Genomic DNA, 24,539 nt, shown 5'->3' on the forward strand with positions numbered 1-24,539 from the left:
GTGATCGCTTTCGAAATGAATGCGGGTCAGGTGGCAGCGGGCGCCCGCCCGGTCATCGCCGCCAGGCCGGCAAGCCAGCGCTTTACCAACCGGGCAAAGAACCGGGCCACGCTGGCCTCGGTCTATGCCGGGCTGATCGGGTCCGAATTGTCGGTCCCTGACCTGCTGGAACGGATTCAGAGCGCTTCCGATGCCACGGGCGCAGCGCCGGGGCTGGATGAGATGGCTCAGGCCCTGACGCAGGGCGGTCTTTCGACGCGCATCCTGCGCTCGGTTCAACTGCCGGTCGACGGCTACCCGGCTTTGGCCGAGACCACCAATGGCCAGGTCGTTCTGGTGCTGGGCGTCGATGGCGAGGGCGCCACGATCTATGACAAGACCGCGCATGACAACCGCGCGGAATTGCTGCTTTCCGACCTGAACAGTCTCTATGCAGGCCGGATCCTGCAGGCGCGTGCCCCGCTGAGCGAGCTGGAAGCCCGCCATATCGAGGTGAAAGCAAAGCCGCATTGGTTCTGGGGCGAGTTCCGTCACTTCCGCCGCCCCTTTGGCGAAGTCTCGGCCGCGTCGATGGTGGCGAATATCCTTGCCGTCGCGATCTCGCTTTTTTCGATGCAGATCTATGACCGCGTCATCCCCTATCAGTCGCAGCCCACGCTCTGGGTGCTGGGGATCGGTGTGCTTCTTGCGGTCTGCCTTGAGGCCACGCTGAAAATCGCCCGCGCGCTTTTGATGGACAATACCGGCCGCAAGGTCGAAATCGCCGTGCAGAAACGGCTGATGAAAAAGCTCCTCGGCATGAAAATGGGCCCCGGAGAGCGCAAACCCTCCGAAGTCTTTGCCGCGATGCGGGAATTCGGCTCGGTGCGCGAGTTTTTCACCTCTGCCACGGTTGGCACCCTGGCTGATCTGCCCTTCCTTCTGCTGTTCCTGGCACTTGTGGCGACCATTGCCGGCAATCTGGTCTGGCTCCTGGTCATCGGCGGCATCCTGATGGTGCTGCCCGGCTTCCTGATGCGCAAAAAGATGGTGCGGCTGGCTGGCGAGACCCAGGGCGCCTCGATCAAACAGGCGAAACTGCTTTATGAGGCGGTGTTCGAGCATGAAACCCTGACCACGCAGCGCGGCGAGGACCGGGTCAACCGCATCTGGTCAGAGCTGGTCGCGGTCAATGCGGTGCAAAGCGCCGAACAGCGCAAGCTGACGACCTTTCTGTCCACCTGGTCGCAGGCGGTGCAGCAAATCACCTATGTCGCCACCGTGATCGCCGGCACCTATCTGGTCTTTGCCGGCCAGTTCACCGTCGGCACCATCATTGCGACCGGCATCCTGACCGGCCGCACCCTTGGCCCGCTGTCGCAGGTCTCGACCATGATGGCGCGCTGGAGCCAGGTGAAAATCTCGCTGAAAGCGCTGGAGCAGGTGGCTGAATCGCGTCAGGCCGAAGAAGAGGGCCGCCGCTATTTGCGCCGCGACCGTATGGCCGGCAGTTTCGAGCTCCGGAACCTCGAATTCCGCTATGACGAGCAAAGCGCGCCGGTGGTCGAGATCAACGGCCTCTCCATTCCGCAGGGGCAGCATGTTGCGGTTCTGGGCTCGAACGGCTCGGGGAAATCGACGCTGCTGCGGCTTTTGGCCGGGCTTTACGAGCCGGGCAAGGGGCGGGTGCTGGTTGATGGGATCGACCTGAACCAGATCCATCCGCGCGACCTGCGCCGCGGCATCGGCTATCTGGGCCAGGAGGTGCGGCTGATCCAGGGCACCATCCGCGACAATCTCAACATGAACCAGCTGGAACGCGATGACGACCGGTTGCTGCAGGCGCTTGATTTTGCAGGCCTCGGGCCGTTTGTCCGCAATCATCCGCGGGGTCTCGATCTTGAGGTCCGCGAGCTGGGCGAGGGGCTTTCCGTCGGTCAGCGCCAGTCGATCGGCTGGGCGCGGCTCTGGCTCCAGGACCCGCAGATCGTGCTGCTGGACGAGCCGACCGCCGCGCTGGATCAGACGCTGGAAACCACGCTGGTCAGCCGTCTGGGCGGCTGGCTCAAGGGCCGCACGGCGGTGGTCGCGACCCACCGTGTGCCGATCCTGCAACTGACCGAACGCACGCTGATCCTGCAAAACGGCAAGCTGGCGGTGGACGGACCGAAAGAGGCGGTGCTGGCGCATCTGGCGAAAGCCCAGGGCGTGAAACTGGCAGGAGCGGGCGCATGACGGCAGTTTGGTCTGACGAATTCGAGAGCCGTTCGAAAAGCCCGTCGATGGTGATCTGGGCCATCGGCGCGGTGATCGCGGTCTTTGTCATCTGGTCGGCCTTCGCCTGGCTGGACGAGATCGTTAGCGCCGAGGGCACAGTCGTGTCCTCGTCGCGGCCGCAGATCATCCAGAACCTGGAAGGCGGCATCCTGGCCGAGCTGAACGTCGCCGAAGGCGATGTGGTCGAGCCGGGAGAATTGCTCGGCCGGTTGCAATCGACGCAATATCACGCGGCGGTGGATGATTACACCGATCAGCTGGCGGGTCTGTCGATCCGCCGCGCCCGGATCGAAGCCGAGATGCGCGGTGAGATCACCTTTACCGTGTCCGAAGACCTCGCGGCGCGGGTGCCCGATATTTTCGCTTCGGAATCCTCACTGCTGAAGGCGCGGATCGACGATTTCACCGCCCGCAAAGAAGGTGCAGAGGCGATCCTTGAACAGGCGAAACGCGAGCTGGATATCATGGAGCGGATGCTGGCCCAGGAGGTCGCCCCCGCCATCGAGGTGACGCGGGCCAAGAAGGCGCATCGCGATGCCGAGAACCAGCTGTCCGACACTGTAACCAAGACGGAACTGGAACGCGCCCGGGAATATGCCGATACCCTGGCCGAAGTGGCGACGCTGGAGCAGAAGCTGAAAGTGGCGCAGGATCAGCTGGGCCGCACCACTCTGGTCTCGCCCATGCGAGGTGTGGTGAACAAGATCGGCATCACCACAATCGGTGGTGTTGTGCGCCCGGGTGAAGAGATCCTGCAGATCATCCCGCTGGATGAAGAGCTGTATATCGATGCAAAGGTAAAACCGCGCGACATCGCCTCGGTGCGCGAGGGGCAGACGGCGGTGATCAAGCTCTCGGCCTATGATTACACGATCTATGGCTCGCTGAAGGGCGAGGTCACCTTTGTCTCGGCCGACACTTTCATCGACGAACGGTCACGGTCGGCAGATGGGGATCCGCATTACATCGTGACGCTGAAAGTCGATATGGCGCAGCTGACCGAGCGGCAGAAGGATCTCGAGATCCGCCCCGGAATGCAGGCGAGTGTCGAGCTGGAAACCGGCGCGAAGACGGTGATGACCTATCTGCTGAAGCCGCTTTACAAATCCAACGAGGCCCTGCGCGAGCGCTGAGGACCCGGCACTGTGACTGGCCCGCGCCCTGATCCGGCGCGGGCTTTTTCGTCTCTAACGCAGCGCTTTCGGCGGGTTTTGCGGCACGCCGGGCAGCACGCAGAGCATCTCGTAAAGCAGGTTTGCCCCGATCAGCGCGGTATTGCCTGAAGGGTCATAGGGCGGCGAGACCTCGACCAGATCACCGCCGACGAGGTTCAGCCCGGCGCAGCCGCGCACGATCTCAAGCCCTTGCCAGATCGTGAGCCCGCCCGGCTCTACCGTGCCGGTGCCTGGCGCGAAGGCGGGGTCCAGACTGTCGATGTCGTAAGACAGGTAAACCGGCGTATCGCCGATCTGCGCCCGGATCTCTGCCATGACCGGTTTCATCGATTTGTGCCAGCATTCCTCGGCCTGGATCACCGTCCAGCCATTCTTGCGACCCCAGTCGAAATCATCGGGACTATAGCCGGTGCCGCGCAGCCCGATCTGGAAGACCTTGTCATTTTGCAGACAGCCATCCTCAAACGCGCGGCGGAAAGGGCAGCCATGCGCGACCTTTTCGCCGAACATCGTGTCGTTGATATCGGCATGGGCATCGACATGGATCAGCGCCACGGGCCCGTGTTTTTTGCGGATCGCACGCAGGATCGGCCAGGTCAGGGTGTGATCGCCCCCCATCGTCAGTGGCAGCGCACTGGCGGCGAGGATCTGATCATAATGCGCCTCGATAATGCCGACGGATTTCTTCAGATCAAAGGTGTTGATCGGAACATCTCCGATATCGGCGCATTGCAGATGGTCAAAGGGCGCGGCGCCGGTCGCCATGTTAAAGGACCTGAGCATCCGGCTTTCATCGCGGATCTGCCGCGGCCCCAGCCTTGTGCCGGGGCGGTTCGATGTGCCGATATCCATCGGAATGCCGCAAAATGCGACATCCAGCCCCTCAGCGGATGGCGCTGCGGGCAAGCGCATGAAGGTGACCGGCCCGCCGAAGCGCGGCATCTCATTGCCGCCGAGCGGTTGGTTGAACGGCATCACAGACCTCCTGGTTTTTCGGGAAGAGGCCACAGCTTTGCGGGCCAGGCAAGGGCTGCTTTCATCAGGTATAACTTCGGACAAGGGCGGCGGCGAGCAGGCTCCAGCCATCCGCCACTACGAAGAAGGCCAGTTTGAACGGCAGCGAGACCACGGCCGGGGGCACCATCATCATCCCCATCGACATCAGGATCGCCGCCACCACGAGGTCGATGATCAGAAAGGGCAGGAAGATCAGGAAACCGATCTCAAAAGCGCGCTGGATTTCCGACAGCAGGAAGGAAGGAACCAGCACCGACAGCGGCGCCTCGACGATCGCGCCAGGCGCGCGCGGCCGCAATGCGTCGAGGCGGGCGAATGTCTCCGGGTCCATCCGCGCCGCCATGAAGTGACGGAAGGGGGCCGAGGCCCCGGCAAAGGCGGTGGGAAGGTCGATTTCATTGCGCGTGAAGGGGCCGATGCCGCGCGCCCAGGCCTCGGTAAAGACCGGGTCCATCACGAACCAGGTCAGGAACATCGCAAGCGTGATGATCAGCATATTGGGCGGGGCCTGCTGAAGCCCGAGGCCCTGGCGCAGAATAGACAGGACAGTCACGATGAAGGGAAAGCAGGTCACCATGATCGCCAGACCCGGCAGGACCGACAACACGGTGATCATCAGCAAAAGCTGCACCGACCGCGCGGCCAGAGTTTCTTCTCCGCCCAGGTCCAGGGTGATCCCCTGGGCCAGCGCCGGCGGGGCCGAGACCAGGAAAACCACCAGAACGGCAGTGATCAGGGCTGCGCATTTCCACGCGGGGACAGGGCAAAAAACGGTCACAATCCGCTCTTGAGATTGGCGACCTCGGTCAGGCGGACGGCAAGCTGCCCGGCTTTGTCGCCCTCCAGCTCGGTCAGCTCACCCCGTGCGATCAGCCGGTCACCGACATAAAGTTCCACCGGATCATCCACGCGGCGATCCAGTGGCAGGACGGTATCCTTGCCCAGACGCAGCAGCTCCTGCACTTTGGGGCGGGCGCGACCAACCGAGATGGTGATCTCGATCGGCACCTGGGCAAAGGGGCTGGAGCTTGCGGGTTCATCCATCGGGGTTCTCCTGCGACAGGGTGAAAAAGTCCTGAACGGATCTGATAATGCTCTCGGTGACACGGCTCAGATTGATGCTGACTTCCCGCGCTCCGAGGCGGAGGAAGACCTGGGACTCGCCGAGACCCGGATCTTCGGAAATCTCGAAAAGCAGGCCCGGCCTGCGCGAAAGAAGCGCCTCAACCTGCGGGCGGGCGGCCGGGTGCAGGGTCAGATTTGCCGGTTGTTCGGCAGTTTCGGCCACCATTGGCATCAGTTGCCCGACGAGGATCGGGCCGAGCGTCTCGCGTGCCAGATCCGGCAGCAGCCGGTTGACGATCTCTTGCAACAGCGGCTCTATCGCGCCAAGGATATGTGCCCGTGCCTCCTGCCAGGTGAAGGCAAGTGTCATGAGGTTCTGCTCCAGCTCGGCCCTGACCCGGTCACCATTCTGCATATGGGCGGCCTCTGAATCGTCCCAGCCGGCGCGGTACCCCTGTTCCCAGGCGGCGGCACGGTTTTCTTCCACCGAAGCGGTGTCGGTGATGACCACGTCCCGCCCCGGACTGCGCCCGGCCTCGAAGACCTCAAGCTGCGGCAGCGGCATCAGCTGCGCTCCTCATCCGGGCCAAGCCAGCCGCGCAGGATCTCGATCGATTCCGCCTGACGTTCGCGGATCAGCCGCTGCAGCCGTTCCACCGGGTCTTCCTGCAAGGTGTCAGAGCTGCTGAAATCCACCATCGGGAGGTCAGGCAGGCTGAACCCATTGTCGATTTCCCCGTTCAGTACCGCGTCCGCTGCGCCAGCCAACGCCATCCCGGGCAATTGTAGCGGCAAAGGCGGCGCCGGCAGCGCCGCCGCGCGACCGGAAGCAAGGATCGGACGCAGCACGAAGAGCATGAGGATCAGCGCCACAATGGTAAGCGCGGCAATCTGGATCAGAGACATCGTATCCAGGGGGCCAAAGCCTGAGAGGAAGCCAGAGGAAGCCTCGGTGCCATCGGGCACAAGCGGCTGAAACTCAAGGGATTTAAGCGTAAGGCTGTCACCACGTGCCGTGTCGATTCCCGCAGCCGCAGTCACCAGCTCTTGCAGCGCAGAGAGCTCGCTTTCGCTGCGGGGCTCCCAGCTCTGTGTCCCGTCAGGCGCGGTCACGGTCTGGCCGTCGATCAACACCGCCACCGTCATCCGGCGAATGCCACCCGGCCCGCGCAACAGTTCGCGCTGCGTCTCGGAGATCTCGTAATTCACCCTTTCGCGGGTCTCATTCGTCTGCGACTGGCCACCGGCGCCGGCACCCGTATCCCCTTCGGGCAGGTTGGACGCGACGGTGACATCACCGCCAGGCTCGCTGTTCTGACTGCTTTTCTCTTCGGTATCGGTTGAAATGGCGACCCGTCCCTCCGGATCGAAACGCCTTTCCGTGATCTGTTCACGCTCGGTCTGCAGCTCCAGTGAGACCTCAACGACTGCCTTTCCGGGGCCGACCCGGGCGGCAAGCAGCCTCTCGACGCTTTGGCGGATTTCTTTCGCACGATCACTGGCGGAACCGCTGGTGCCGTCTTCCGCGGGAGACACCAGCCCGCCGGTGGTGTCGATCACCTGGACATCAGCCGGCGTCATCCCGCTGACCGCCGAGGCGACCAGATGTTTCAGGGACCGCGCCTGATCATCCGATATGCGCCCCGAGGCGGTTGTCACCGTGACGCTTGCTGTTGGTGTTGTGCCGCGCCGGAAAGGGTCTGACGGACCCCGAGATATATGGACCCGCGCCGCCCGCACATCCGGAACAGCCAGAATCGTGCGGGCGAGCTCGCCTTCTTTCGCCCGCCAATAGGCCGCATCGAACATCTGCGCGGTGGTCCCGAAGCCCGAAAGCGTATCGAGCAATTCATACCCGGCGCCGCCCGCCGTGGGCAGACCTTCTCCGGCCAGCGACATCCGCAGCGAGTCGCGACTGGCGGAATCGACCCAGATCGAATCGCCCCGCACCTCGTAAGGGACGCCGCGCTGATCCAGCGCGGTGACCACTTCGCCCGCCGCCCGCCCATCCAGACCGGCGTAAAGCAGAACCGATGGCCCGCCGCCCGAGAGGCGTGAAAGGGCCAGAACCGCAAGAAATACTGCGATTGTCGCGCCCGCAAGGATGAGCTTACGCCGCAACTCCAGCCCGTTCCAGATCGAGATCACGTTCTGCACTTTTCTCTCCGCCGGAATTCTTTCCTGACGGGACCAGAAATGAAGGGTCTGGATTAACAATCGGTTAGTGCCCTTCGATCTATCTTCGTTCTCAAGACGAAACGGAGGCTGACGTGTCGGATACTGCGATTCCTGAAGAGGCTGCCGTGGAGGGGGTCGGAAAAAAACGCCCGAAGCTGTCGCTGCTGATTGGCCTTCTATTGGCCACCGGCGCGGGTGGTGCGGGATTTTATGTCATGAAATCGGGCCTTTTGATGGGCGGGGGGCACGATGCTCTGGCCGGGTCGCAGGTCCACGGGCTGCCGGATATCGCCTATGTTCCGGTCGATCAGATCCTGATTTCGCTGCCGCCGGGGGCGCCCGGGCGGCATTTGCGCTTCGCGGCCCAGATCGAGGTGGCAAGGCCCCATGCGGCCGAGGTCACATTGCTGATGCCGCGTGTGCTTGATGTCCTGAACAGCTATCTGCGCGCCGTCGATCCCGCAGGTTTTGATGATCCGGTCGCGATGACGCGGCTTCGGGCGCAAATGCTGCGCCGCATCCAGATTGTCACCGGCGAAGGCCGGGTGCGCGATCTTCTGATCACCGAATTTGTCATGAACTGAGGGGCTGATATGACCTTGATCGCCGATATTCTGCTGTTGGCCGCGACCTTGGCGGCAGCAGTCTACTGCCATGTTCTGGCGGGCCGCCTGCGGCGCTTTACCGCGCTGGAAACCGGGATGGGGGGGGCGATTGCCGTGCTCTCAGGCCAGGTTGATGAGATGACGCGGGCGCTGGAAAAGGCGCAGCAGGTGGCGGGTCAGTCCGGCCAGCGTCTTGCGGTGCTGACCAGCCGCGCGGAAGAGCTCTCGACCAGGCTCGAGCTTATGGTGGCCTCGATGCATGATATCCCGGCGGCTTCGCCTGGCGGCCTTGCGTTGAAGCCATATGCCGTGGCCAGGACACCAGAGGCCAGCGAGGATCTGCGTCGCGTGCGGCTGGTGCGTCGACGCGGCAGCGTGGTGGAAGCCGCCGAATGAGCCGTCGCGCCGGGCGCGGTACGTTGGTTCTGATCGCCTTTCTGTTCGCGGCATCCGGGGCGGTGAGGTTTGGCGATGGCCTTGGATCCTCGCTTGCCCGGGCGGCAGGCGCCGATCCCGTGCCGGAGGCCGTGGTTGCCGAAGGCTGTGGTCCGTTGCCGCAGGAGCTTGCCGCCGCCCTCTCGGCGCGGGAGGCCAGGGTGACAGCTCAGGAAGCTGCGCTGGCGGATCGCGCAGCGGCCCTGGATCTCGCGGGTGAGGTCCTCGACGGCAGAATAGAAGCCCTCCGCCAGACTGAGACGGAGCTGCGTGCGACCCTCGCGCTCGCGGATGGTGCGGCGGAGGCGGATCTTGCACGGCTGACGACTGTCTACGAATCGATGAAGCCAAAAGATGCCGCCCTTCTTTTCACTGCGATGGAGTCGCAATTTGCCGCCGGATTTCTGGGGCGGATGCGCCCCGATGCCGCTGCGGCGATCCTGACCGGCATGGCGCCGGACAAGGCCTATGCGGTCAGTGCCATTCTCGCGGGCAGGAATGCGGCTGCGCCGCGCGAATAGCTGCGGATCGGCTGGCTGACGGGCGGCAAGCCTGGCGTTTTTTTAACGGCTTGCGTCCAGGCTGGCGTGAACCAAGGCAGGAATATTTCCCATGATCGGTCTGATCGGCATTGCAGTGATCTTTATCATGGTCTTCGGCGGCTATGCTGCGGCTGGCGGTAAACTCGGGATCATTCTGAAAGCCCTGCCGTTCGAGCTGGCCATGATTGGTGGTGCGGCCGTCGGGGCCTTCCTGATATCGAATGGAATGTCCGGCGTGAAACAGGCCATGCGGGACATTGGCAAGGTCTTCAAAGGCCCCAGGTGGAGGCCAGAAGACTACCGCGATCTGCTCTGCCTGTTATTCGAGCTGGTGCGGCTGGCCAGGGCGAACCCCGTCGCCCTGGAGGAACATGTAGAGAATCCCGGCGTTTCGACCATCTTTGGCAAATATCCCCGCATTCAGGCGGATCACGACGCCGTTGATCTGATCTGTGACACGTTGCGCGCGGCCTCGATGAACTACGACGACCCCCATCAGGTGGAGGAGGTTCTCGACAAACGCATGGAAGTGCAGATGAACCACGCGCTGCACTCCAGTCATGCGATGCAGAATATGGCCGATGGCCTGCCTGCGCTTGGGATTGTCGCGGCGGTTCTTGGGGTCATCAAGACGATGTCCTCCATTGATCAGCCGCCCGAAATCCTTGGCAAAATGATCGGTGGCGCATTGGTGGGTACCTTTCTCGGCGTGTTCCTGGCCTATGGGCTCATGGGGCCTTTCGCGGCGCGTGTCCGCGCGGTGGTTGAGGAGGACGGCCATTTCTACAATCTGATACGGGAGGTTCTGATCGCCAACCTGCATCGCCATCCGGCGAATATCTGTATCGAGGTCGGACGCCAGAACACCCCGCATCACATGCGCCCGGAATTCGGCGATCTTGAAGAAGCGCTGCGTGCTCTTAAGCAAGAGGCAGCATGATGCGCGCGTTTCTGAATGCGATTGCGGTCTTCGTCATCCTGCTGCCATTTGCTTCTCAGGCCGAAATTGCCCGGATTCGTGGTGGCGAACATGATGAATTTACACGGATTGTGATCGAAGCGGCGTCGCTCGGCCAATGGAAACTTGGCAAGGAGGGGCGGGGCTACGCCTTCAGGGCTGAAGATCAGCCTGACGGGTATGATCTGAGCAAAGCCTTCGATAAAATCCCGAAATCCCGCATCCGGTCTCTTTGGCAGGACAAAGAGACCGGGTCGCTTCGGATGGATATCGGCTGCACCTGTTATGCAATCGCTTTCGAGGTCAGGCCGGGCATTGTTGCGATAGATGTCAGAAACGGACCCGCGCCCCCCGGATCAGAATTTGAACGCCCTCTGGTGCCCGATGACCCTGCCAAAGGAAGTCAGCCGTCACAATACCCGGCGGCCCCGATTATTGACGCACCGGTTATCAGGCCGCCGAAAGCCTCTCCGGCGTCAGGAGTGGAGCAGAAATTTCGCTACAACTGGCTTGAAATCGCAGGATTCGGTCTGCCATCAGAGCCTTCAAGAAGCGATGAAGATGCCAGCGATGAAGTGCGTTTTTTGCTGAATCCATTGCGCGATGCGCTCTTGCGGCAGATCAGTCTGGGCATCGTCGAAGGGGTTGTCGTGCCCGGAGCTCTCACAGAGTTGCCGGCGGCGGCGAAATCCCCCCTGGCCGAAGCCCCCGGCGTGCGGATTGCGAATGGCGAGATGCCGGGAATACGCGCCGGAACCGACAGGTCCCCGGGGCCAAATCTGACGGCTGACGGTAAACCCTGTCTTCCCGATCACATGACAGATATTGGGGCATGGCTTCCCGACCAATCTCCGCTTACCGCATTGAGCAATCTGCGTACGAATCTCCTGACAGAGTTCGACCAGCCAGTGGTCGAAAATGTGCTCGAGGCGGCCCAGGTTAATATTGCACTCGGCTTCGGCGCAGAGGCGAGGCAAATTCTCACACTTCTTCCTGTGGAAGAGGCGGCTCAACGGCCAGCGCTTTACGACCTCAGTTATCTGGTGGATCTGGAACCTGGGCCTCGCGGTGCTTTTTCGGGGATGGAAAGCTGCGATTCCTATGCTGCCCTGTGGGCAATTCTTGCGCTTGCGACAGCGGGATCTGAGCGAAGTGCAACTGCGCCAGATACGGCCGCAGTTACCCGCAGTTTCTCGGCGCTGTCTCAGGATCTGCGCCGCCACCTCGCACCTGTTCTGGTCAGCTATTTCATGGCGCAGGGCGACGAAACCACCGCCCGGCGCTTGCGGGATGCTGTTCTGCGTGTGCCCGGGCCGACAGGGCAACAGGTTCAGTTAATGGATGCCGGAATTGAACTGGCAACCGGCAATGCCTACGCGGCCGCGGATATTGCGGAAGAAGTGCTCTCCGATCCGGGAGTTTCGGCTGCGGAGGCGGCAATTTTGCGTGCGGAATCTGCTTTCGGGGCGGATCGCCTGGTTCCGCCGGATCTGGCGGCGCAGCTCTCCGCATTGACAGCAGAACTGCGAGGGACAGACGGCTATTCACGCATCCGACGGGCAGAAGTTCTTACTCTTGCCATGTCGGGCGATTTTCGGGCTGCGTTCGATCACCTGCCGGAAGCCCCCGATGCAGTCGGAGACCTGTGGGAACTGGCCTCAGTTGCGGCACCGGATGAGATATTGCTGAAAGAGGCGCTGAAGGTTTCTGTCCCACCGCGCGGAAAAAGAGAAGTTAACAGACAGGTTGCTCAACGGTTGCTGCGTTTCGGCTTTGCTCAGGAAGCGCTGCACTGGCTTGGGCCTGCCGATGGCCTGGAGGCAGAGGCCGACCAAATGCTGGCAGCTGAGGCCGCACTTGCCCTCCGCGATGCCCGGCTTGCGGTTCGGGTCCTTGCGGGCCTCGCCGGTACCGAAGCGGATGCCTTGCGGGCGCGGGCCGCGATACAACTGGGAAACGCCAATGCTGCCGCTGCTATTTTCCTGGCAAGCGGCGACAAGCGCAGAGCGCTGCGGGCGGAGTTCTGGGCCGGCGAATGGAGCTACATTGCCGATCAGGATGCGGCGGGCCTCAGTCCGGCTGCGGCGATGGTGCTCTCATCTCCGGCAGACGGAGCTTCCGAGGGGATGCTCGCGCGCGGCACAAGGCTGGCAGGCGAAAGCGAGGCTGCACGCGAGGCCATAGTCGAACTGATACAGGCCATTCCGCGTCAGTTCCCGTAACCCTTTGGCAACCACCAGGGCGCAATAGTCGAATTGCACGCTTCATCCGGAAATGACCCGGCTCCTGTGGATCAGACAGAATGTCACGATACAGCTTCCCGATTGGCCTTGCGCTTTTCATGATCTGTGCAGTTTTCCTTCCAGCACGAGGTCAGAGTGCTGACTATTCCCGGCAATGTCTGGAAGCAATTCACCGTGCGTCACAGGTCGCCGGTGTGCCGCGTGACATATTGCTGGCAGTCGCAATGACTGAAAGCGGCCGTCAGGGCATGAATGGACCGGAGCCCTGGCCCTGGGCGCTGAACCAGGCGGGCGACAGCAAATGGTTCGACAGCCGGGAGCAGGCGCTGCAATGGCTCAACACTGTCATCGCCAGGGGCGTGACCAATATAGATATAGGCTGTTTTCAGTTAAACTGGCGCTGGCATGGCGAAGCCTTTGCATCACCTGATGCGATGATAGACCCGCAGAAAAATGCCGATTACGCGGCCGGATTTCTGTCAGACCTGATGCAACAGACCGGCAGCTGGGAAAAAGCAGTTGCGGCCTATCACTCTTTTACGCCGGAACTTGCCGAGCGCTATATGAAGCGCTTCAGACCGATCCATGCAGCCGTTCAGGGCCAGCCTTTCGACAGTGTTCTGCTGGCCGCCGATACCCCTCGAGAGAACAATTACCCCTTGTTGCAAATGGGAAATGTTCTGAGCCCGGGCTCGCTCGTGACGGTTTCAGGCTCTGCGCGCCCGCTCTTTGGGTCACCGTGAGGAGGCTGAAATGGAGACTCTGAGAGCGCGCAACCTGTTCCATCCGACCGTCCTGATGGCCGTTGCCCTGATGTCCGTCATCGGCATGATGATCCTGCCGATACCGCCTGCATTGCTGGATATTGGCCTCGCATTGTCTTTCTCGCTGGCGATCCTGATGCTGACTGTCACGCTGTTTGTCGAACGGCCGCTGGACTTTTCGTCTTTCCCAACGATCCTTCTTGCATCCCTCCTGCTGCGGCTTGCGCTGAACGTCTCTTCGACCCGGCTGATCATCAGCCAGGGCCATACCGGCACGGCTGCGGCCGGCCATGTGATCGAGGGCTTCGCAAGCTTTATCATGGGCGGCAATATCGTGCTCGGCCTGGTGGTGTTCACCGTCATCATGATCGTGAATTTTATCGTCATTACAAAAGGCGCGGGGCGAATGGCAGAGGTGGGCGCGCGCTTTGCGCTCGACGGGATGCCGGGGCGCCAGCTGGCGATTGATGCAGATATGTCCGCCGGCGCCATAACGCATGATGAGGCACGCCAGAGGCGTGAAACCGAGCTGGCGGAAACCACATTCTTCGGCTCTCTTGACGGTGCTTCGAAATTTGTAAAAGGCGATGCGATCGCCGGCCTGATGATTACCGCGCTGAACTTTGTGGTGGGCCTGGCCGTCGGTATCGGGATGCACGATATGGATGCCGCCCGCGCCTTCTCGACCTACGCGATTCTTACGGTTGGGGATGGTCTGGTGGGTCAGATCCCCGCGGTGATTATCTCGGTTGCAGCAGCCCTCCTCCTCGCGCGCGGCGGGACAAAAGGCGCCGTCAATATCAGCCTGGTCGAGCAGCTTGGGCGCTATCCCGCCGCCCTTGCAACAGTTGCCGGGCTGATGGCGGTTCTAGCGGTTTTGCCCGGCATGCCCTTTCTTCCGTTCATCTGCACGGCGGCAGGGCTTGGAGGGCTTGCGCGCATGGTCTGGAAAAAGCCTGTCGAAAAGGCCGAGCCAGAGCTCAGCAATAGCCAGACCACTGCAAAACACCATATCGGGGATGTGCTTGATTTTGACGAAATTCATATCGAATTCTCGCCAGATCTCGTGGATATGGCGCTGGATCCTGCGACCGGCCTGGATGGGCGGATTGCCAGTATGCGAAATCACATCGCCTCGACCTATGGGCTGATTCTCCCCGAAATTCGCCTCACAGATGAGGCCATGCTGCCGGGCGGCCACTACCGGATCCGCATTCAGGGCGTCGCAAAGGTGACCGACCGGCTGGTTCCGGATTGCGTGCTGGTGCTGATGTCTGATGGTGCCAGCGCGCCTGAGGGTGAGGATGTCAAAGAGCCCGTCTATGGCGCGCCTGCCCGCTGGATCCGGCCGGAATATCAGGAGGATGCGGTTCTCTCCGGTCTGACGGTGGTGTCGCCGGCCGAAGTCCTTGCCACCCATTTGCTCGAAGTGCTGAAATCCAGCCTGTCGCGTCTGCTCTCACTGCGTGGTCTGCGCCGTCTGCTCGATGAGTTCACCGATCTTTCAGACCGTGGCAGGGCGGAGGCGAACCGCCGTCTGCTCGACGACATGATCCCGGAAAAAGTGCCGATGGATCTGCTTCATGCGGTGATGCGCCTGCTGCTGGAGGAGCGGGTTTCGGTCAGAAACCTGCCGCTGATTTTGGAAGCGGTCGCCGAGGCGCGCAGTTTCGGATCTCCCGAAGCGGTCTGCGAACATGTCCGTCAGCGTCTCGGTTTCCAGATCGTTGCCGAATTCCGCCGCGAAGATGGGACCGTGCCCCTTATCCAGCTTGCCCCAGAATGGGAGCGGACCTTCCAGGCCCATCAAACCGACGGGGACCGCGGATTGCGCGATGTCGCCCTCCCGCCGGATATTTTCGCAAAACTTGCCAATGGGATAGCGGAAAAAATTGGTCAGGCCGGAGAGAGTGGCGCCTCGCCTGCGATCGTTACCTCGGCGGCAAGGCGACGGTTCCTGCGGACCGTCCTTCAGGCGCGGGGGCTCAGGGTTCCTGTCCTCTCCTATGAGGAAATCGGCGCTGACAATCGCCCCGCGCTTTTCGGGCAGGTCGCAGCATGACCGGTCTGATCGCGCAACTCAGCGGCGTTTTCGGCATCGCGGAGGGGTTGATCTGGCAGGCGGCCCTCGTGTTTCTGCGCGTCGGCGCGGCGGTCGCACTGCTCCCCGGTTTCGGCGAAAGCTTCCTGCCACAAAAGGTTAAGATCACCGCCGTAATGGTCATGACGGCGATTGTGTTTCCTGCCGTTCTCGAGGCGCCTGCCGGCCTGCCGGGCTCTGATCCGCAAAGCGCCATCTTTACCCCTCTCACCATTGCGGCCGAGGTTGTCGCGGGCCTGCTCCTTGGTTTCACGCTGCGCCTGATGATCCTTTGCCTGCAAACCGCAGGAACGATGATCGGTCAGTCGATTTCACTCGCCCAGATGTTCAACGGAACCGGGCCCGAGCCCCAGCCCATCGTCTCCAATCTGCTGACACTTGGCGGGCTCGTGCTGTTTTGCTCTATGGGCGGGCTGGCACGATCTGTGGAATTGCTGGTCTGGTCCTATGAGGTTCTGCCGCAAGGGCAGATGCCCGATCCGGGCGAGATCTCGCGCTGGGCGCTGGGGCTGACTGCGCGGGCTTTCTCCCTCGCATTCACGCTTTCTGCACCGTTCATCCTGGCGGCCTTGCTTTATAATCTTGCGCTCGGGGCGATCAACCGCGCCATGCCCTCTCTGATGGTGACCTTTATCGGGGCGCCGGCCCTCACCCTTGGCGGCCTGATCCTGCTTGCCCTGGCCAGTCCTTTCCTGCTGCAAAGCTGGCAGGATGTCATGGGCGTCCGCCTGCTTGACCCGTTCGGACCCTGGTGATGTCTGGCTCCGACAGCGATCAGGATGAAAAGCAGTTCGACCCGACCCCCCGCCGGCTGGAAAGGGCGCGGGAAGAGGGCGATGCGGTCAGATCCGAGGATATTCACGCCGCGCTTGCAGGTGCGGGCATTCTGCTGGCCGCTGCCATTTTTGGCAAAGTTGCCATCACCCGGGCCGGAGAGGTGGCGGCGGCGTTTTTTGATCAGGCCGACCGCCTTCCGGGACCCGGAGATCAGGGAGCGGCGGCGGTGATCGGCAGGGCTGCTCTGTCGATGGTCGGCCCGGTCCTCGCGCTGCTTCTGGTGCCGGCGGCATTGATCCTGATCTGGCTGATTGCGTCAAAAGGGTTTGTATTTGCGCCGTCGAAACTGAATATGAAGATGTCCCGCATTTCGATCATCAGCAATTTCGGGCAGAAATTCGGCCGCGGCGGTCTGGTCGATTTCTTAAAGAAATCAGCGAAAATGGTCCTGATTTCGCTGGCCCTTGCGCTGTTTCTGACCAGCCGCGCCGATCAGATCATTGGCAGCACCCGGCTCGAGGCCGGGCAGGTGGCCCTTTTGCTGGTCAGACTGCTTGCCGGATTCCTTGCGCTGGTGATTGCGCTCAACGCGGTTATCGGCGCGGTGGATTACCTCTGGCAACGGGCCGAATTCATGCGGCGCAACCGGATGACACGGAAAGACCTGACCGATGAGATGAAAGACAGCGAGGGCGATCCGCATATGAAGGCTGATCGCCGGCGTCGGGCGCAGGAGATTGCGACGCGGCAGATGCTTGCCGATGTGCCGGGCGCGGATGTGGTGATCGTCAACCCGACCCATTACGCCGTCGCGCTGAAATGGGACCGGATCAGGGGCGGCGCACCGGTTTGTGTTGCCAAAGGCATCGATGAAATCGCGGCGCGGATAAGGGAACGCGCGCAGGAGGCCGGGGTGCCGATCCGGCGCGATCCTGCCACCGCGCGCGCGATCTATAGGATCACCGAGATCGGCCAGGAGATCCGGCGCGAGCATTATGCCGCCGTGGCCGCCGCGATCCGGTTTGCGGCCATGATGCGGGAAAAAGCCAGAAGACGGAGGTGAGCGATGAATCGGGCCGAAAAACTGCATCGGCTGCGCAGGATGGCCGGCATGGTGCTTGACCTTCGGGCGGCCAGCCTCGCCAAAGCTGCGGCAGAGCGGGATTCAGTCAGGGAAAGGCTGGCGGCGCTGAACCGGGTTCCGGATGAGGCGGCGATGGCGGATATGACCGAGGCGCAGAGGTTTCTGATTTATGAAGGATGGGCGGCCGGGCGCAGGACAAAACTGAACCAGCACCTGGCGCGGCAAGAGGTGATCTGGCGTACTGAGCTCGCGGCGGCGCGACAGGCCTTCGGAAGAGATCAGGTTCTCGCCCGGCTGCAGGAGGGCAAGAAGAGACCCTGAACCGGCTGACTAAGGAAAGAGAGGCGGGCTAAGTAGCGCCCCGAGGCGGCCTGGTGCTGCCGGGCAAAAGCAATGGCCTGTCCAGGCGAAACCGGCAGGAAGGCGACCCTCTGGCCCGGCGCCACCTGCGCAAAGGCGTCAAGGTCGCAATCGAGCACCGTCGCAATCCGGGGATAGCCGCCCGTCGTCTGATGATCGGCGGTGAGGATCGTTGCCACCCCGTCCCCCGCCACCTGGATCGAGCCGCGCGTGAGCGGCTCTGAGGCCATATCAAGCGGCGCAAGCGGTGCAATTGCGGGGCCGTTGAGCCGGGTTCCCATCCGATCCGCTGCAGTCGTCACCTTCCAGGGGCCGGCATAGAGCGCCTCGATGGAACTTTTGGGAAAGTAACGCTCCTGCGGGCCGGGTGTTACACGCAAGATGTGGCGGGGGCGTGCCAGGATCGGGCACGGGATGCGCGGTGACAAAGGAAGGCGCGGCCCGATCGGGGCAAAATGCAGCTTTGCTCCCGTCACAAGCTTGCCACCCCCGAAGCCAGAGGCCCCATGGGTCGCGGCGCTCCCCAGCCAGGTGTGTACCAGGCTTTGCCCGGCAAAGGCCAGATAGCACCAGTTGCCCCAGATGCCAGGCCGGATCACCAGGGTTTCGCCGGCCCGCAGCAGCCCGCGTGACCAGGATCCCAGGCGCTTGCCGGCATGTTCCAGGATGAAACCACCGCCGGTGAGGGCAAAGGCGATCTCTCCCGCCTCGCAGCCGATCTGAACGCCGCCGCGCGAAATCTCGATCACCGGCGTGCCGGGGGCGTTCCCGATGGCCGCATTCGCGGCCCGCATCGCCAGCCGGTCCATCGCGCCCGATTGCGGCACACCAAAACGCGCCCAGCCTGGCCTGCCCTCGTCCTGGATCGAGACATGCGGACCGGCAAAGCGCAGGCAGAGTTCGACCTCAGACATCGGTCATTTCCGGGGCCATTTCCGGATCGTCCTGGCGAATACGGCGAAACCGCACCCGGTCGCCGGGATCGAAGAGGAAGGGGCGGGCCGTGTCGGCCGTGAGAATGCTTGTGGCCGAACGGCCAATGATCCACCATCCGGTCGGCATTTTAAGTGTCGAAACAATGCATTGCGAACCCGCGATCAAAACGGATCCGGCCGGGATGTCACGGATGGCAGCGGATTTGCGAGGCAGGCGGATCGAATCTGGCACGCCGGTCAGATAGGCATAGCCCGGTGCAAAGCCGTAAAGGCTGACCTGATACGCGCCGCCAAGATGGGCGGCGATCACCGCCTCCGGGCTTTGCCCCGTCATCGCCGCAACCGAAGCCAGATCCGGAGAAAAGGGCGCGTCATAGCATACCGTCACGTCATGCAACCGGCTTTCCGTCACCTGCGGCCGCCCGGTGTCGAGCCGCTGACGGATGTCTGCCTCGACCCTGGCATGATCGGTCTCCAGGCAATCGAAACGCACCAGCAGACAGGCATTCCCGGGCACGGTTTCGATCATGGCCTGCGGTGGCGCCGCGTTCAGTGCGGCATCCAGCGCCATCACACAGTCATGCAGCGCCGTATCCACACCCTCGCCGAATTCCACCAGCAGGCCATGTTCGGCGACGGGACGAAAGCGGGGCGCGTCGGTCATCATTGCTCAGCCGGCCAGGAAGGGACGGATCACCACGCCCGCCGCGCTCAGCCGCTGGCGCAGATCGGTGGCAAGATCGACGGCGCCCGGCGTATCACCATGGATGCAGACCGACTGCGCATTGAGCGTAATCGGCGCCGCGCCTGCAACCGGCATCATCCCGCTGTCGAGGAACCCGATCAGGCGTTCGGCAATCTCGTCAGCGTCATGCAGCACGGCGCCGACCTGGCCGCGTGGCATCAGCTGGCCATTGGGCAGATAGGCGCGATCTGCGAAAATCTCGGAATAAACGGTAAGGCCGCGCGCGCGCGCTGTGCTTTCCAGCGCCGTCCCCGAGATCGCCAGCAATGCGAGGCTGCCCGGCAGCGCCGCAATCGCATCCGCGATGGCGCCTGCTACTACCGGATCCCCGGCGGCCAGGCCAGACAGCGCGCCATGGGGCTTGAGATAGCGGATCTCGGCCCCGGCCAGCGCGGCCAGACCCTGCAAAGCGGCGGTCTGGGCCACCACCATCCGGGTGATTTCGGCCGGCTGCATCGGGATCACCCTTCGGCCAAATCCCTCGCGGTCGGCATAGCCGGGATGGGCGCCGATCACGACATCGCGGGAAACCGCCAGCGACAGCGCGGTGAACATGGTCTCGGGATCACCGGCATGGCCGCCACAGGCGAGATTTGCCGAAGTCACAAGCTCAAGCATCCGGGCGTCCTCGCCCATCGTCCAGGGCCCATAGCCTTCGCCGAGATCGGAATTAAGGTCGATCTGCCCCATGTTCAGCCCTTTGCGAGGAAATGCTGCGCCATCGAGATCAGCTCGGCCACCGAGCGGATTTGCAGTTTTTCCAGGATCCGCGCCCGGTGGTGATCGACGGTGCGCGGGCTGATCCCGAGCCTCGCGCCGACCTCTTTGCTGGAGGTCTCGGACGGGTTTGACACCATATGGCTGACGATTTCCATTTCGCGGCTGGTAAGCCGGTCGAATTTCGCCCTGAGCCGCTCGGTCCCGGCGCGGGCGGCGTGATGTTCGGCAACCATCGCGAAAGCGGTCTCGATCCGTTCGATCAGCACAGACTGACGGAAGGGTTTCTCAAGAAAATCCAGCGCGCCCGCCTTAATCGCCTGCACCGATTCCGGCACGCCGCCATGGCCGGTGATGAAGATGATCGGCAGGGCATGGCCAGCCCTGGCCAGCCAGGCCTGCAATTCCAGCCCGTTCATCCCCGGCATCCCGTAATCGAGGATCAGGCAGCCGGGGGCCTCTCCATCATAGCGGAGCAGGAAATCCGCCGCCGAGGCAAATGTCTCGACCCGGTAATCGCGTTTTTGCAGCGCACGGGCGAGTGAATTGCGGATCGCCTCGTCATCATCGACCAGAAAGACCGTCAGCCCGGCTACGGGGTCCTGCTGTGCAATCGACTGCTCTTTCATACCGCCTCCGCAGCTGTGTTCAGCGTGAAACAGAATCTTGCGCCCCGCGTGCCTGGCTTTTCATGCCAGAGCGTGCCGCCATTGGCCTCGATGATCGACCGGCAGATCGAGAGGCCAAGACCCATGCCTTCGGGCTTCGATGTGTCGAACTGGGTAAATAGCGTGATGGAGTCGCTGACGCCGGGCCCGGTATCCTCGACCGTCACGACCAGCATGTCGCGGCTGTCCTGCAGAAAAGGCCGCACGGTCACGGTCACCTGGCGAGTGTTTTCGCTGTCAGAGGCAATGGCTTCGATGGCGTTGCGCAAAAGATTGACCAGCACCTGCGCCACCTGGATCCGGTTGCCCAGAACTTGCGGCAGCACGCCGAGATCCTCGACAATCCGGACCCCGGAATCGCTGGCCTCGGCATGAACGAGGCGCAGCGTCTGGCCCAGAAGTTCAGCGAAATCAAAAGGCGTAAGCGCTCCTTCGTCCTTGCGGATAAAACCCCGCAACGCGCGGATGATATCCCCGGCGCGCAGAGACTGGCTTTCGATTTCGGTCAGAAGTTCGCGCAGTTCGGTGTCGGTCCATTTGCCCAGTTGCAGCGCCAGCAAGGCGGTATCGGCATTTTGCGAGATGGCGGTCAGCGGCTGGTTCAGCTCATGCGCGAGGCCGGCCGCCATTTGCCCCATCGTATTGCCGCGCGCCATATGGGAAAGGTCGCGGTTCAGCTGCTCGATCTTGGCGGCGCGGGCCTTTTCCTCGGTGACATCATCGACGGTCAACACGCCATGCAAGGGCTTGCCTGCCTCATCGCGGATGATGATCGAATTCAGCTTGACCCAGATCAGCGAGCCGTCACGCCGGAACCAGCGCATCTCGTGGCTGGCCTCGGTGCCGTTGGTGTCGAAGATCAGTGGGTCATCGGCGCAGGGATAGTTGGTGAGATCATCAGGATGCGCGACATCCGTCACCTTACGCCCGATCACCGCCTCGGGCGAGGGGGCGCCGACCAGTTCGGCGAACTTTGCATTGGCGCGGATGACCGAACCATCCACCGGAGAGATCTGCGCCATCGCGCGGGTGGAAAGCTCGAACGTCTGGCCATATTCGCGCTCTGCTTCGCGGCGGGCCACGATTTGCTGCATCAGGGTGGAATTTGCCTTTTCCAGCTCTTTATAGGTGCGCGGCGGCGGTTTAGTGGGGTCGACTTCACCCTGAGAAATCAAGGCATTGCGAACCGCAAAGGCGCGGACGGGGCGGTAGATGTAATCGGCCAGCAAAAGCCCGACAATGCCGGTGGTCGCGGCAACCAGCACCGCGATCCAGATATTCTGGGTCCGGTTGTCCTTAATCGAGGCCGTAAAGTCGCTCTCGGGCGCATAGACGCCGATGGTCCAGGGCAATTTGCCACTGATCGTCGGCATGACGGTCGAGACATAGGATTCACCTTTATAGGTGAATTGTGAGGGGGTGAGCTGGGCGATCTTCAACTCGCCGCTGCGCGCCAGCGGCGCAAAGGCGGCGCGCGCGATGGGGTCGTCGATCTCGCTGATACTGGCGAAGCGCAACGAGCCATCCTCGGCAGTGATCCGCAACAGGTCCATATCCGGATGCGCGATAACATCTCCGTTCTTGTGTATAATCAGTGCCTTGCCAGAAGTGCCGATCTGCAGCCGCGACAGGAATTCCGAGATGCGATTGATCTCGATATCGACACCGACCACGCCCCAGATCGACCTGCGCGCGCCGCTGGCCCCCCGTTTACCTTTTACCGGCCGCAGCACCGGCGCCGCCAGGGTGATCCCCGGCTGTTGCGACGAGAAGAAGATATAGGGGTCGGTCCAGACCGTACCGAGACTGTTCTTTGCCAGGATGAACCAGGAGCGCGTACGTGGGTCATAGGGGTCGTCCGGGGTCAGCCGCCGCGCCATGATCGAAAAGTCATCCCGGCGCCAGATCAGCTCGATCCGACGGATGCCGTTTTCATTGGTGATCAGCTTGGTGCGGAACGGTCCTGCCTCATCTGGCGTGCGTGAGACCATGACGAAATTGCCATCCTCGCCGCCGAAATAGAGGCCGGCGAATTGCGGCGAGATCTGCAATTGCTGGAACAAAAGCTGTTCAAGCCGCGCCTGGTCATCGCTGGCAACCACCTGGTTCTGCGCCAGCCGCGCCGCGAGTTCGGCGGCACCCTGGGCGGGGTTCAGGAAGCCCTTGGAATGTTCGATCGCATTGGTGCCGACATCGCGCAACAGGTGGCGCGCATGGGCGATCAGCGCCTTTTCCGAGGTGAAATATGACGAGAACACCACTGCAAGAACAGCGATCAGCTGCAGGCCGGCAAGGCAGAGTGCCAGAAGGATCCGCAGCGAATACCGCATCATCGGCCTCCGCAGGCCAGGCGCGGATTGACGCCACGGAAGGCGGTCTCGGCGGGGCCGGGGCAGTATAGTGGTGACGCAATTCTCGGGCCTGATTGCAAAATTTCTGCCTGTTATTGCAAGCTTCCGGGGCTTGGCCGGATCCGGGGCAGGTTAGAGGCTACGGTCGGCGAATGCCAGTGGCCCTGTAAAAGGAAGTAGGCAGTTCTGCCTAGGCAACCACGCGAATTTAACTTTTACCGGACCCATGGAATAAATCTGTATGCCGGATCCGTAGAGTTCCAGTTTCAGACCACCGGCGGTCTGGGCCTTGGGCGGTCGTTGTGCACGAACGTTGCCAATGCGCTTAACGAGTTGATGTGTCAGTCAGTAACCTGTCAGGCCGCCGGTTGGTGGTTGCCGGTTCCCGGCAACGCGCCGGCGGACCAGTTGTCGGTGATCTCACCCCCGGAGTCCCCCTCGGCCTCGGGGGTGCTTTTGTTTTCGGGCCACTTCTCTCAGTTTGGCCGCCCGCCGCCTGCTTTGATTTTATCTGCGATTTTATGTAGATAGAGCCAGACGCATACCCAAATGGACCTGAAGCCGCAGACCCTGCTCGCCGCCGCCGATGTGGCGGGCGCGCTCCTGAGGGCACCTGGCAACCGACACCGGCTTTTGTTCCGCTGCCACCTGGTCGAGGGCGAGAAATCGGTCGGCCAGCTGGCCGGGTTCTGGGGCTCCGTTAGCCGGCTGAAACCGCGCGCCCAGTGTGCGGACGCGCGGGCTGTGGCGGATCAATCGCGCAGCAGATAGCCAAAATCACGCAGGCAGCCTGCCGAAAACAGCCGGTCGCGCTGCCCGAAAACGCGGGCCGCGGTGCCGCAGTCACGCGGCAGCTTTTCGCGCAGCCCCTGATTTCGAAGGCAATTTTCGGAATAACCGCTGTAGCCGCGGCGCCCGTCGATCTCCAGTGCGCAAACCCCGGGCAGGCGCAGGCGATGCGGCTTGTCCCAGCCGGGGCGCCCCCCGCGTTTGCTGTCCACGTTCAGCACCTCTGGCAGAATGCCCGGACGGACCGGCTCGCTCAGCTGATCGGGATAGCGCTGCCAGGCGGCTTCTGCCTTAGCGCCGACGGGCATGAACATCGAAATGGCAAAAGCAAAGCCAATCAGACCGGCGGTGAGGCCGGGGCGTGCTGTTTTCCGCGGCTTTCCCGTCGCGCGGGCCTGGCCGAAATCGAAATCACCGGAATGCGACTGGTTGCTCTGCCGGGCCGGAGCCGCTTCTGTCCTGTGATGCTGCATGAATGCCTCCTTGGGTCTTGTTGCGCCACTGTCCGTCGCTGCCGGTGTCCTCGACCCCGATCTGAGTTCGGGAGGGCCGTCAGCGTCCTGCAGCGGATGACCCGACCTGGCTCGCAGCGGCCAGGTCGCGCAATAACGGCGCATGGCCAGGCCATAACAGCCGCCCCCGATGCGCGTGATATGGGATATCAGCGCCCTGAGACCTTGCTCGTTATTGAATATCCAGGCGGATTTCCGCAGATTGAGCGCAGAAATATAACGCCCCGTTAAGGGACGGGCAGTATTCCGACGATGGAGCCGG

At 62.4% G+C, this 24,539-nt stretch carries 24 protein-coding genes; 13 read left to right on the plus strand and 11 right to left on the minus strand.

Annotation, left to right across the window (positions count from 1 at the left end; genetic code table 11):
* The first annotated feature begins 15 nt into the window (after positions 1 to 15).
* Positions 16 to 2,214: an ATP-binding cassette domain-containing protein gene (locus AC4FS3_RS02040; RefSeq protein WP_491019305.1), complete on the plus strand. Its 2,199-nt coding sequence runs from the start codon at positions 16 to 18 to the stop codon at positions 2,212 to 2,214.
* Complete coding sequence (locus AC4FS3_RS02045; protein ID WP_198835282.1) at positions 2,211 to 3,389, plus strand: beta-barrel domain-containing protein; 1,179 nt, start codon at positions 2,211 to 2,213, stop codon at positions 3,387 to 3,389. Before AC4FS3_RS02040 ends, AC4FS3_RS02045 begins: the two co-directional genes overlap by 4 nt.
* A 54-nt stretch (positions 3,390 to 3,443) precedes the next feature.
* On the opposite strand, the gene speB is transcribed toward AC4FS3_RS02045, so the two are convergent.
* The 5 genes from speB to fliF all read right to left on the minus strand — a co-directional run bounded on the left by speB (position 3,444) and on the right by fliF (position 7,670).
* Positions 3,444 to 4,409, minus strand: coding sequence for an agmatinase (speB, locus tag AC4FS3_RS02050; RefSeq protein ID WP_491019147.1), 966 nt, complete (start codon positions 4,407 to 4,409; stop codon positions 3,444 to 3,446).
* A 61-nt stretch (positions 4,410 to 4,470) separates the two neighbouring features.
* The gene (gene fliP, locus AC4FS3_RS02055; RefSeq protein ID WP_491019306.1) at positions 4,471 to 5,184 is read right to left on the minus strand and encodes a flagellar type III secretion system pore protein FliP; all 714 of its coding nucleotides are present in this window, start codon (positions 5,182 to 5,184) and stop codon (positions 4,471 to 4,473) included.
* A 38-nt stretch (positions 5,185 to 5,222) separates the two neighbouring features.
* A complete protein-coding gene (locus tag AC4FS3_RS02060) occupies positions 5,223 to 5,492 on the minus strand; it encodes a FliM/FliN family flagellar motor switch protein (RefSeq protein WP_491019148.1) in 270 nt (89 codons plus the stop codon).
* Positions 5,485 to 6,078 (minus strand): FliH/SctL family protein, encoded by a 594-nt coding sequence (locus tag AC4FS3_RS02065; protein ID WP_491019149.1) that lies wholly within the window; start codon positions 6,076 to 6,078, stop codon positions 5,485 to 5,487. Before AC4FS3_RS02065 ends, AC4FS3_RS02060 begins: the two co-directional genes overlap by 8 nt.
* Entirely contained in the window at positions 6,078 to 7,670 is a 1,593-nt protein-coding gene (gene fliF, locus AC4FS3_RS02070) for a flagellar basal-body MS-ring/collar protein FliF (protein WP_491019150.1), read from the minus strand. The genes AC4FS3_RS02065 and fliF overlap by 1 nt, the downstream gene beginning before the upstream one ends.
* 113 nt (positions 7,671 to 7,783) lie before the next feature.
* Here fliF and AC4FS3_RS02075 point away from each other — a divergent pair, with 113 nt between their 5' ends.
* The 10 genes from AC4FS3_RS02075 to AC4FS3_RS02120 all read left to right on the plus strand — a co-directional run bounded on the left by AC4FS3_RS02075 (position 7,784) and on the right by AC4FS3_RS02120 (position 17,521).
* Positions 7,784 to 8,275 carry a flagellar basal body-associated FliL family protein gene (locus AC4FS3_RS02075; RefSeq protein ID WP_491019151.1) on the plus strand — a complete coding sequence of 164 codons (492 nt, stop codon included), beginning with the start codon at positions 7,784 to 7,786 and terminating at the stop codon, positions 8,273 to 8,275.
* A 9-nt stretch (positions 8,276 to 8,284) separates the two neighbouring features.
* On the plus strand, positions 8,285 to 8,692 hold the full coding sequence (locus AC4FS3_RS02080; protein WP_491019152.1) for a DUF6468 domain-containing protein: 408 nt from the start codon (positions 8,285 to 8,287) through the stop codon (positions 8,690 to 8,692).
* Complete coding sequence (locus AC4FS3_RS02085) at positions 8,689 to 9,252, plus strand: MotE family protein (protein WP_491019153.1); 564 nt, start codon at positions 8,689 to 8,691, stop codon at positions 9,250 to 9,252. The genes AC4FS3_RS02080 and AC4FS3_RS02085 overlap by 4 nt, the downstream gene beginning before the upstream one ends.
* A 91-nt stretch (positions 9,253 to 9,343) precedes the next feature.
* The gene (gene motA / locus AC4FS3_RS02090) at positions 9,344 to 10,213 is read left to right on the plus strand and encodes a flagellar motor stator protein MotA (RefSeq protein WP_491019154.1); all 870 of its coding nucleotides are present in this window, start codon (positions 9,344 to 9,346) and stop codon (positions 10,211 to 10,213) included.
* Positions 10,210 to 12,453 (plus strand): hypothetical protein, encoded by a 2,244-nt coding sequence (locus AC4FS3_RS02095; RefSeq protein WP_491019155.1) that lies wholly within the window; start codon positions 10,210 to 10,212, stop codon positions 12,451 to 12,453. The genes motA and AC4FS3_RS02095 overlap by 4 nt, the downstream gene beginning before the upstream one ends.
* 245 nt (positions 12,454 to 12,698) lie before the next feature.
* Positions 12,699 to 13,217, plus strand: coding sequence for a transglycosylase SLT domain-containing protein (locus tag AC4FS3_RS02100; protein WP_491019156.1), 519 nt, complete (start codon positions 12,699 to 12,701; stop codon positions 13,215 to 13,217).
* A 10-nt stretch (positions 13,218 to 13,227) separates the two neighbouring features.
* A complete protein-coding gene (gene flhA / locus AC4FS3_RS02105) occupies positions 13,228 to 15,300 on the plus strand; it encodes a flagellar biosynthesis protein FlhA (RefSeq protein ID WP_491019157.1) in 2,073 nt (690 codons plus the stop codon).
* Complete coding sequence (locus AC4FS3_RS02110; RefSeq protein WP_491019158.1) at positions 15,297 to 16,094, plus strand: flagellar biosynthetic protein FliR; 798 nt, start codon at positions 15,297 to 15,299, stop codon at positions 16,092 to 16,094. The genes flhA and AC4FS3_RS02110 overlap by 4 nt, the downstream gene beginning before the upstream one ends.
* Positions 16,094 to 17,179, plus strand: a complete 1,086-nt coding sequence (locus tag AC4FS3_RS02115) for an EscU/YscU/HrcU family type III secretion system export apparatus switch protein (protein ID WP_491019159.1) — start codon at positions 16,094 to 16,096, stop codon at positions 17,177 to 17,179. Before AC4FS3_RS02110 ends, AC4FS3_RS02115 begins: the two co-directional genes overlap by 1 nt.
* Positions 17,180 to 17,182: 3 nt before the next feature.
* Positions 17,183 to 17,521, plus strand: a complete 339-nt coding sequence (locus AC4FS3_RS02120) for a hypothetical protein (protein ID WP_491019160.1) — start codon at positions 17,183 to 17,185, stop codon at positions 17,519 to 17,521.
* On the opposite strand, the gene AC4FS3_RS02125 is transcribed toward AC4FS3_RS02120, so the two are convergent.
* Genes AC4FS3_RS02125 through AC4FS3_RS02145 form a run of 5 tightly spaced genes read right to left on the minus strand, consistent with a single transcriptional unit; the run spans position 17,479 to position 22,955 of the window.
* Entirely contained in the window at positions 17,479 to 18,474 is a 996-nt protein-coding gene (locus AC4FS3_RS02125; protein WP_491019161.1) for a 5-oxoprolinase subunit C family protein, read from the minus strand. The genes AC4FS3_RS02120 and AC4FS3_RS02125 overlap by 43 nt on opposite strands.
* Positions 18,467 to 19,159, minus strand: a complete 693-nt coding sequence (locus AC4FS3_RS02130; protein WP_491019162.1) for a 5-oxoprolinase subunit B family protein — start codon at positions 19,157 to 19,159, stop codon at positions 18,467 to 18,469. Before AC4FS3_RS02130 ends, AC4FS3_RS02125 begins: the two co-directional genes overlap by 8 nt.
* Positions 19,160 to 19,165: 6 nt before the next feature.
* Entirely contained in the window at positions 19,166 to 19,930 is a 765-nt protein-coding gene (locus AC4FS3_RS02135; protein WP_491019163.1) for a LamB/YcsF family protein, read from the minus strand.
* A gap of 2 nt (positions 19,931 to 19,932) precedes the next feature.
* Entirely contained in the window at positions 19,933 to 20,586 is a 654-nt protein-coding gene (locus tag AC4FS3_RS02140; protein WP_283176515.1) for a response regulator transcription factor, read from the minus strand.
* Complete coding sequence (locus AC4FS3_RS02145; RefSeq protein WP_491019164.1) at positions 20,583 to 22,955, minus strand: ATP-binding protein; 2,373 nt, start codon at positions 22,953 to 22,955, stop codon at positions 20,583 to 20,585. The genes AC4FS3_RS02140 and AC4FS3_RS02145 overlap by 4 nt, the downstream gene beginning before the upstream one ends.
* Before the next feature lie 570 nt (positions 22,956 to 23,525).
* Here AC4FS3_RS02145 and AC4FS3_RS02150 point away from each other — a divergent pair.
* A complete protein-coding gene (locus tag AC4FS3_RS02150) occupies positions 23,526 to 23,747 on the plus strand; it encodes a hypothetical protein (RefSeq protein ID WP_491019165.1) in 222 nt (73 codons plus the stop codon).
* On the opposite strand, the gene AC4FS3_RS02155 is transcribed toward AC4FS3_RS02150, so the two are convergent.
* Positions 23,729 to 24,238 (minus strand): hypothetical protein, encoded by a 510-nt coding sequence (locus AC4FS3_RS02155; protein ID WP_491019166.1) that lies wholly within the window; start codon positions 24,236 to 24,238, stop codon positions 23,729 to 23,731. The genes AC4FS3_RS02150 and AC4FS3_RS02155 overlap by 19 nt on opposite strands.
* Positions 24,239 to 24,539: the final 301 nt, after the last annotated feature.

Source organism: Pseudogemmobacter sp. TB195 (assembly GCF_058313095.1).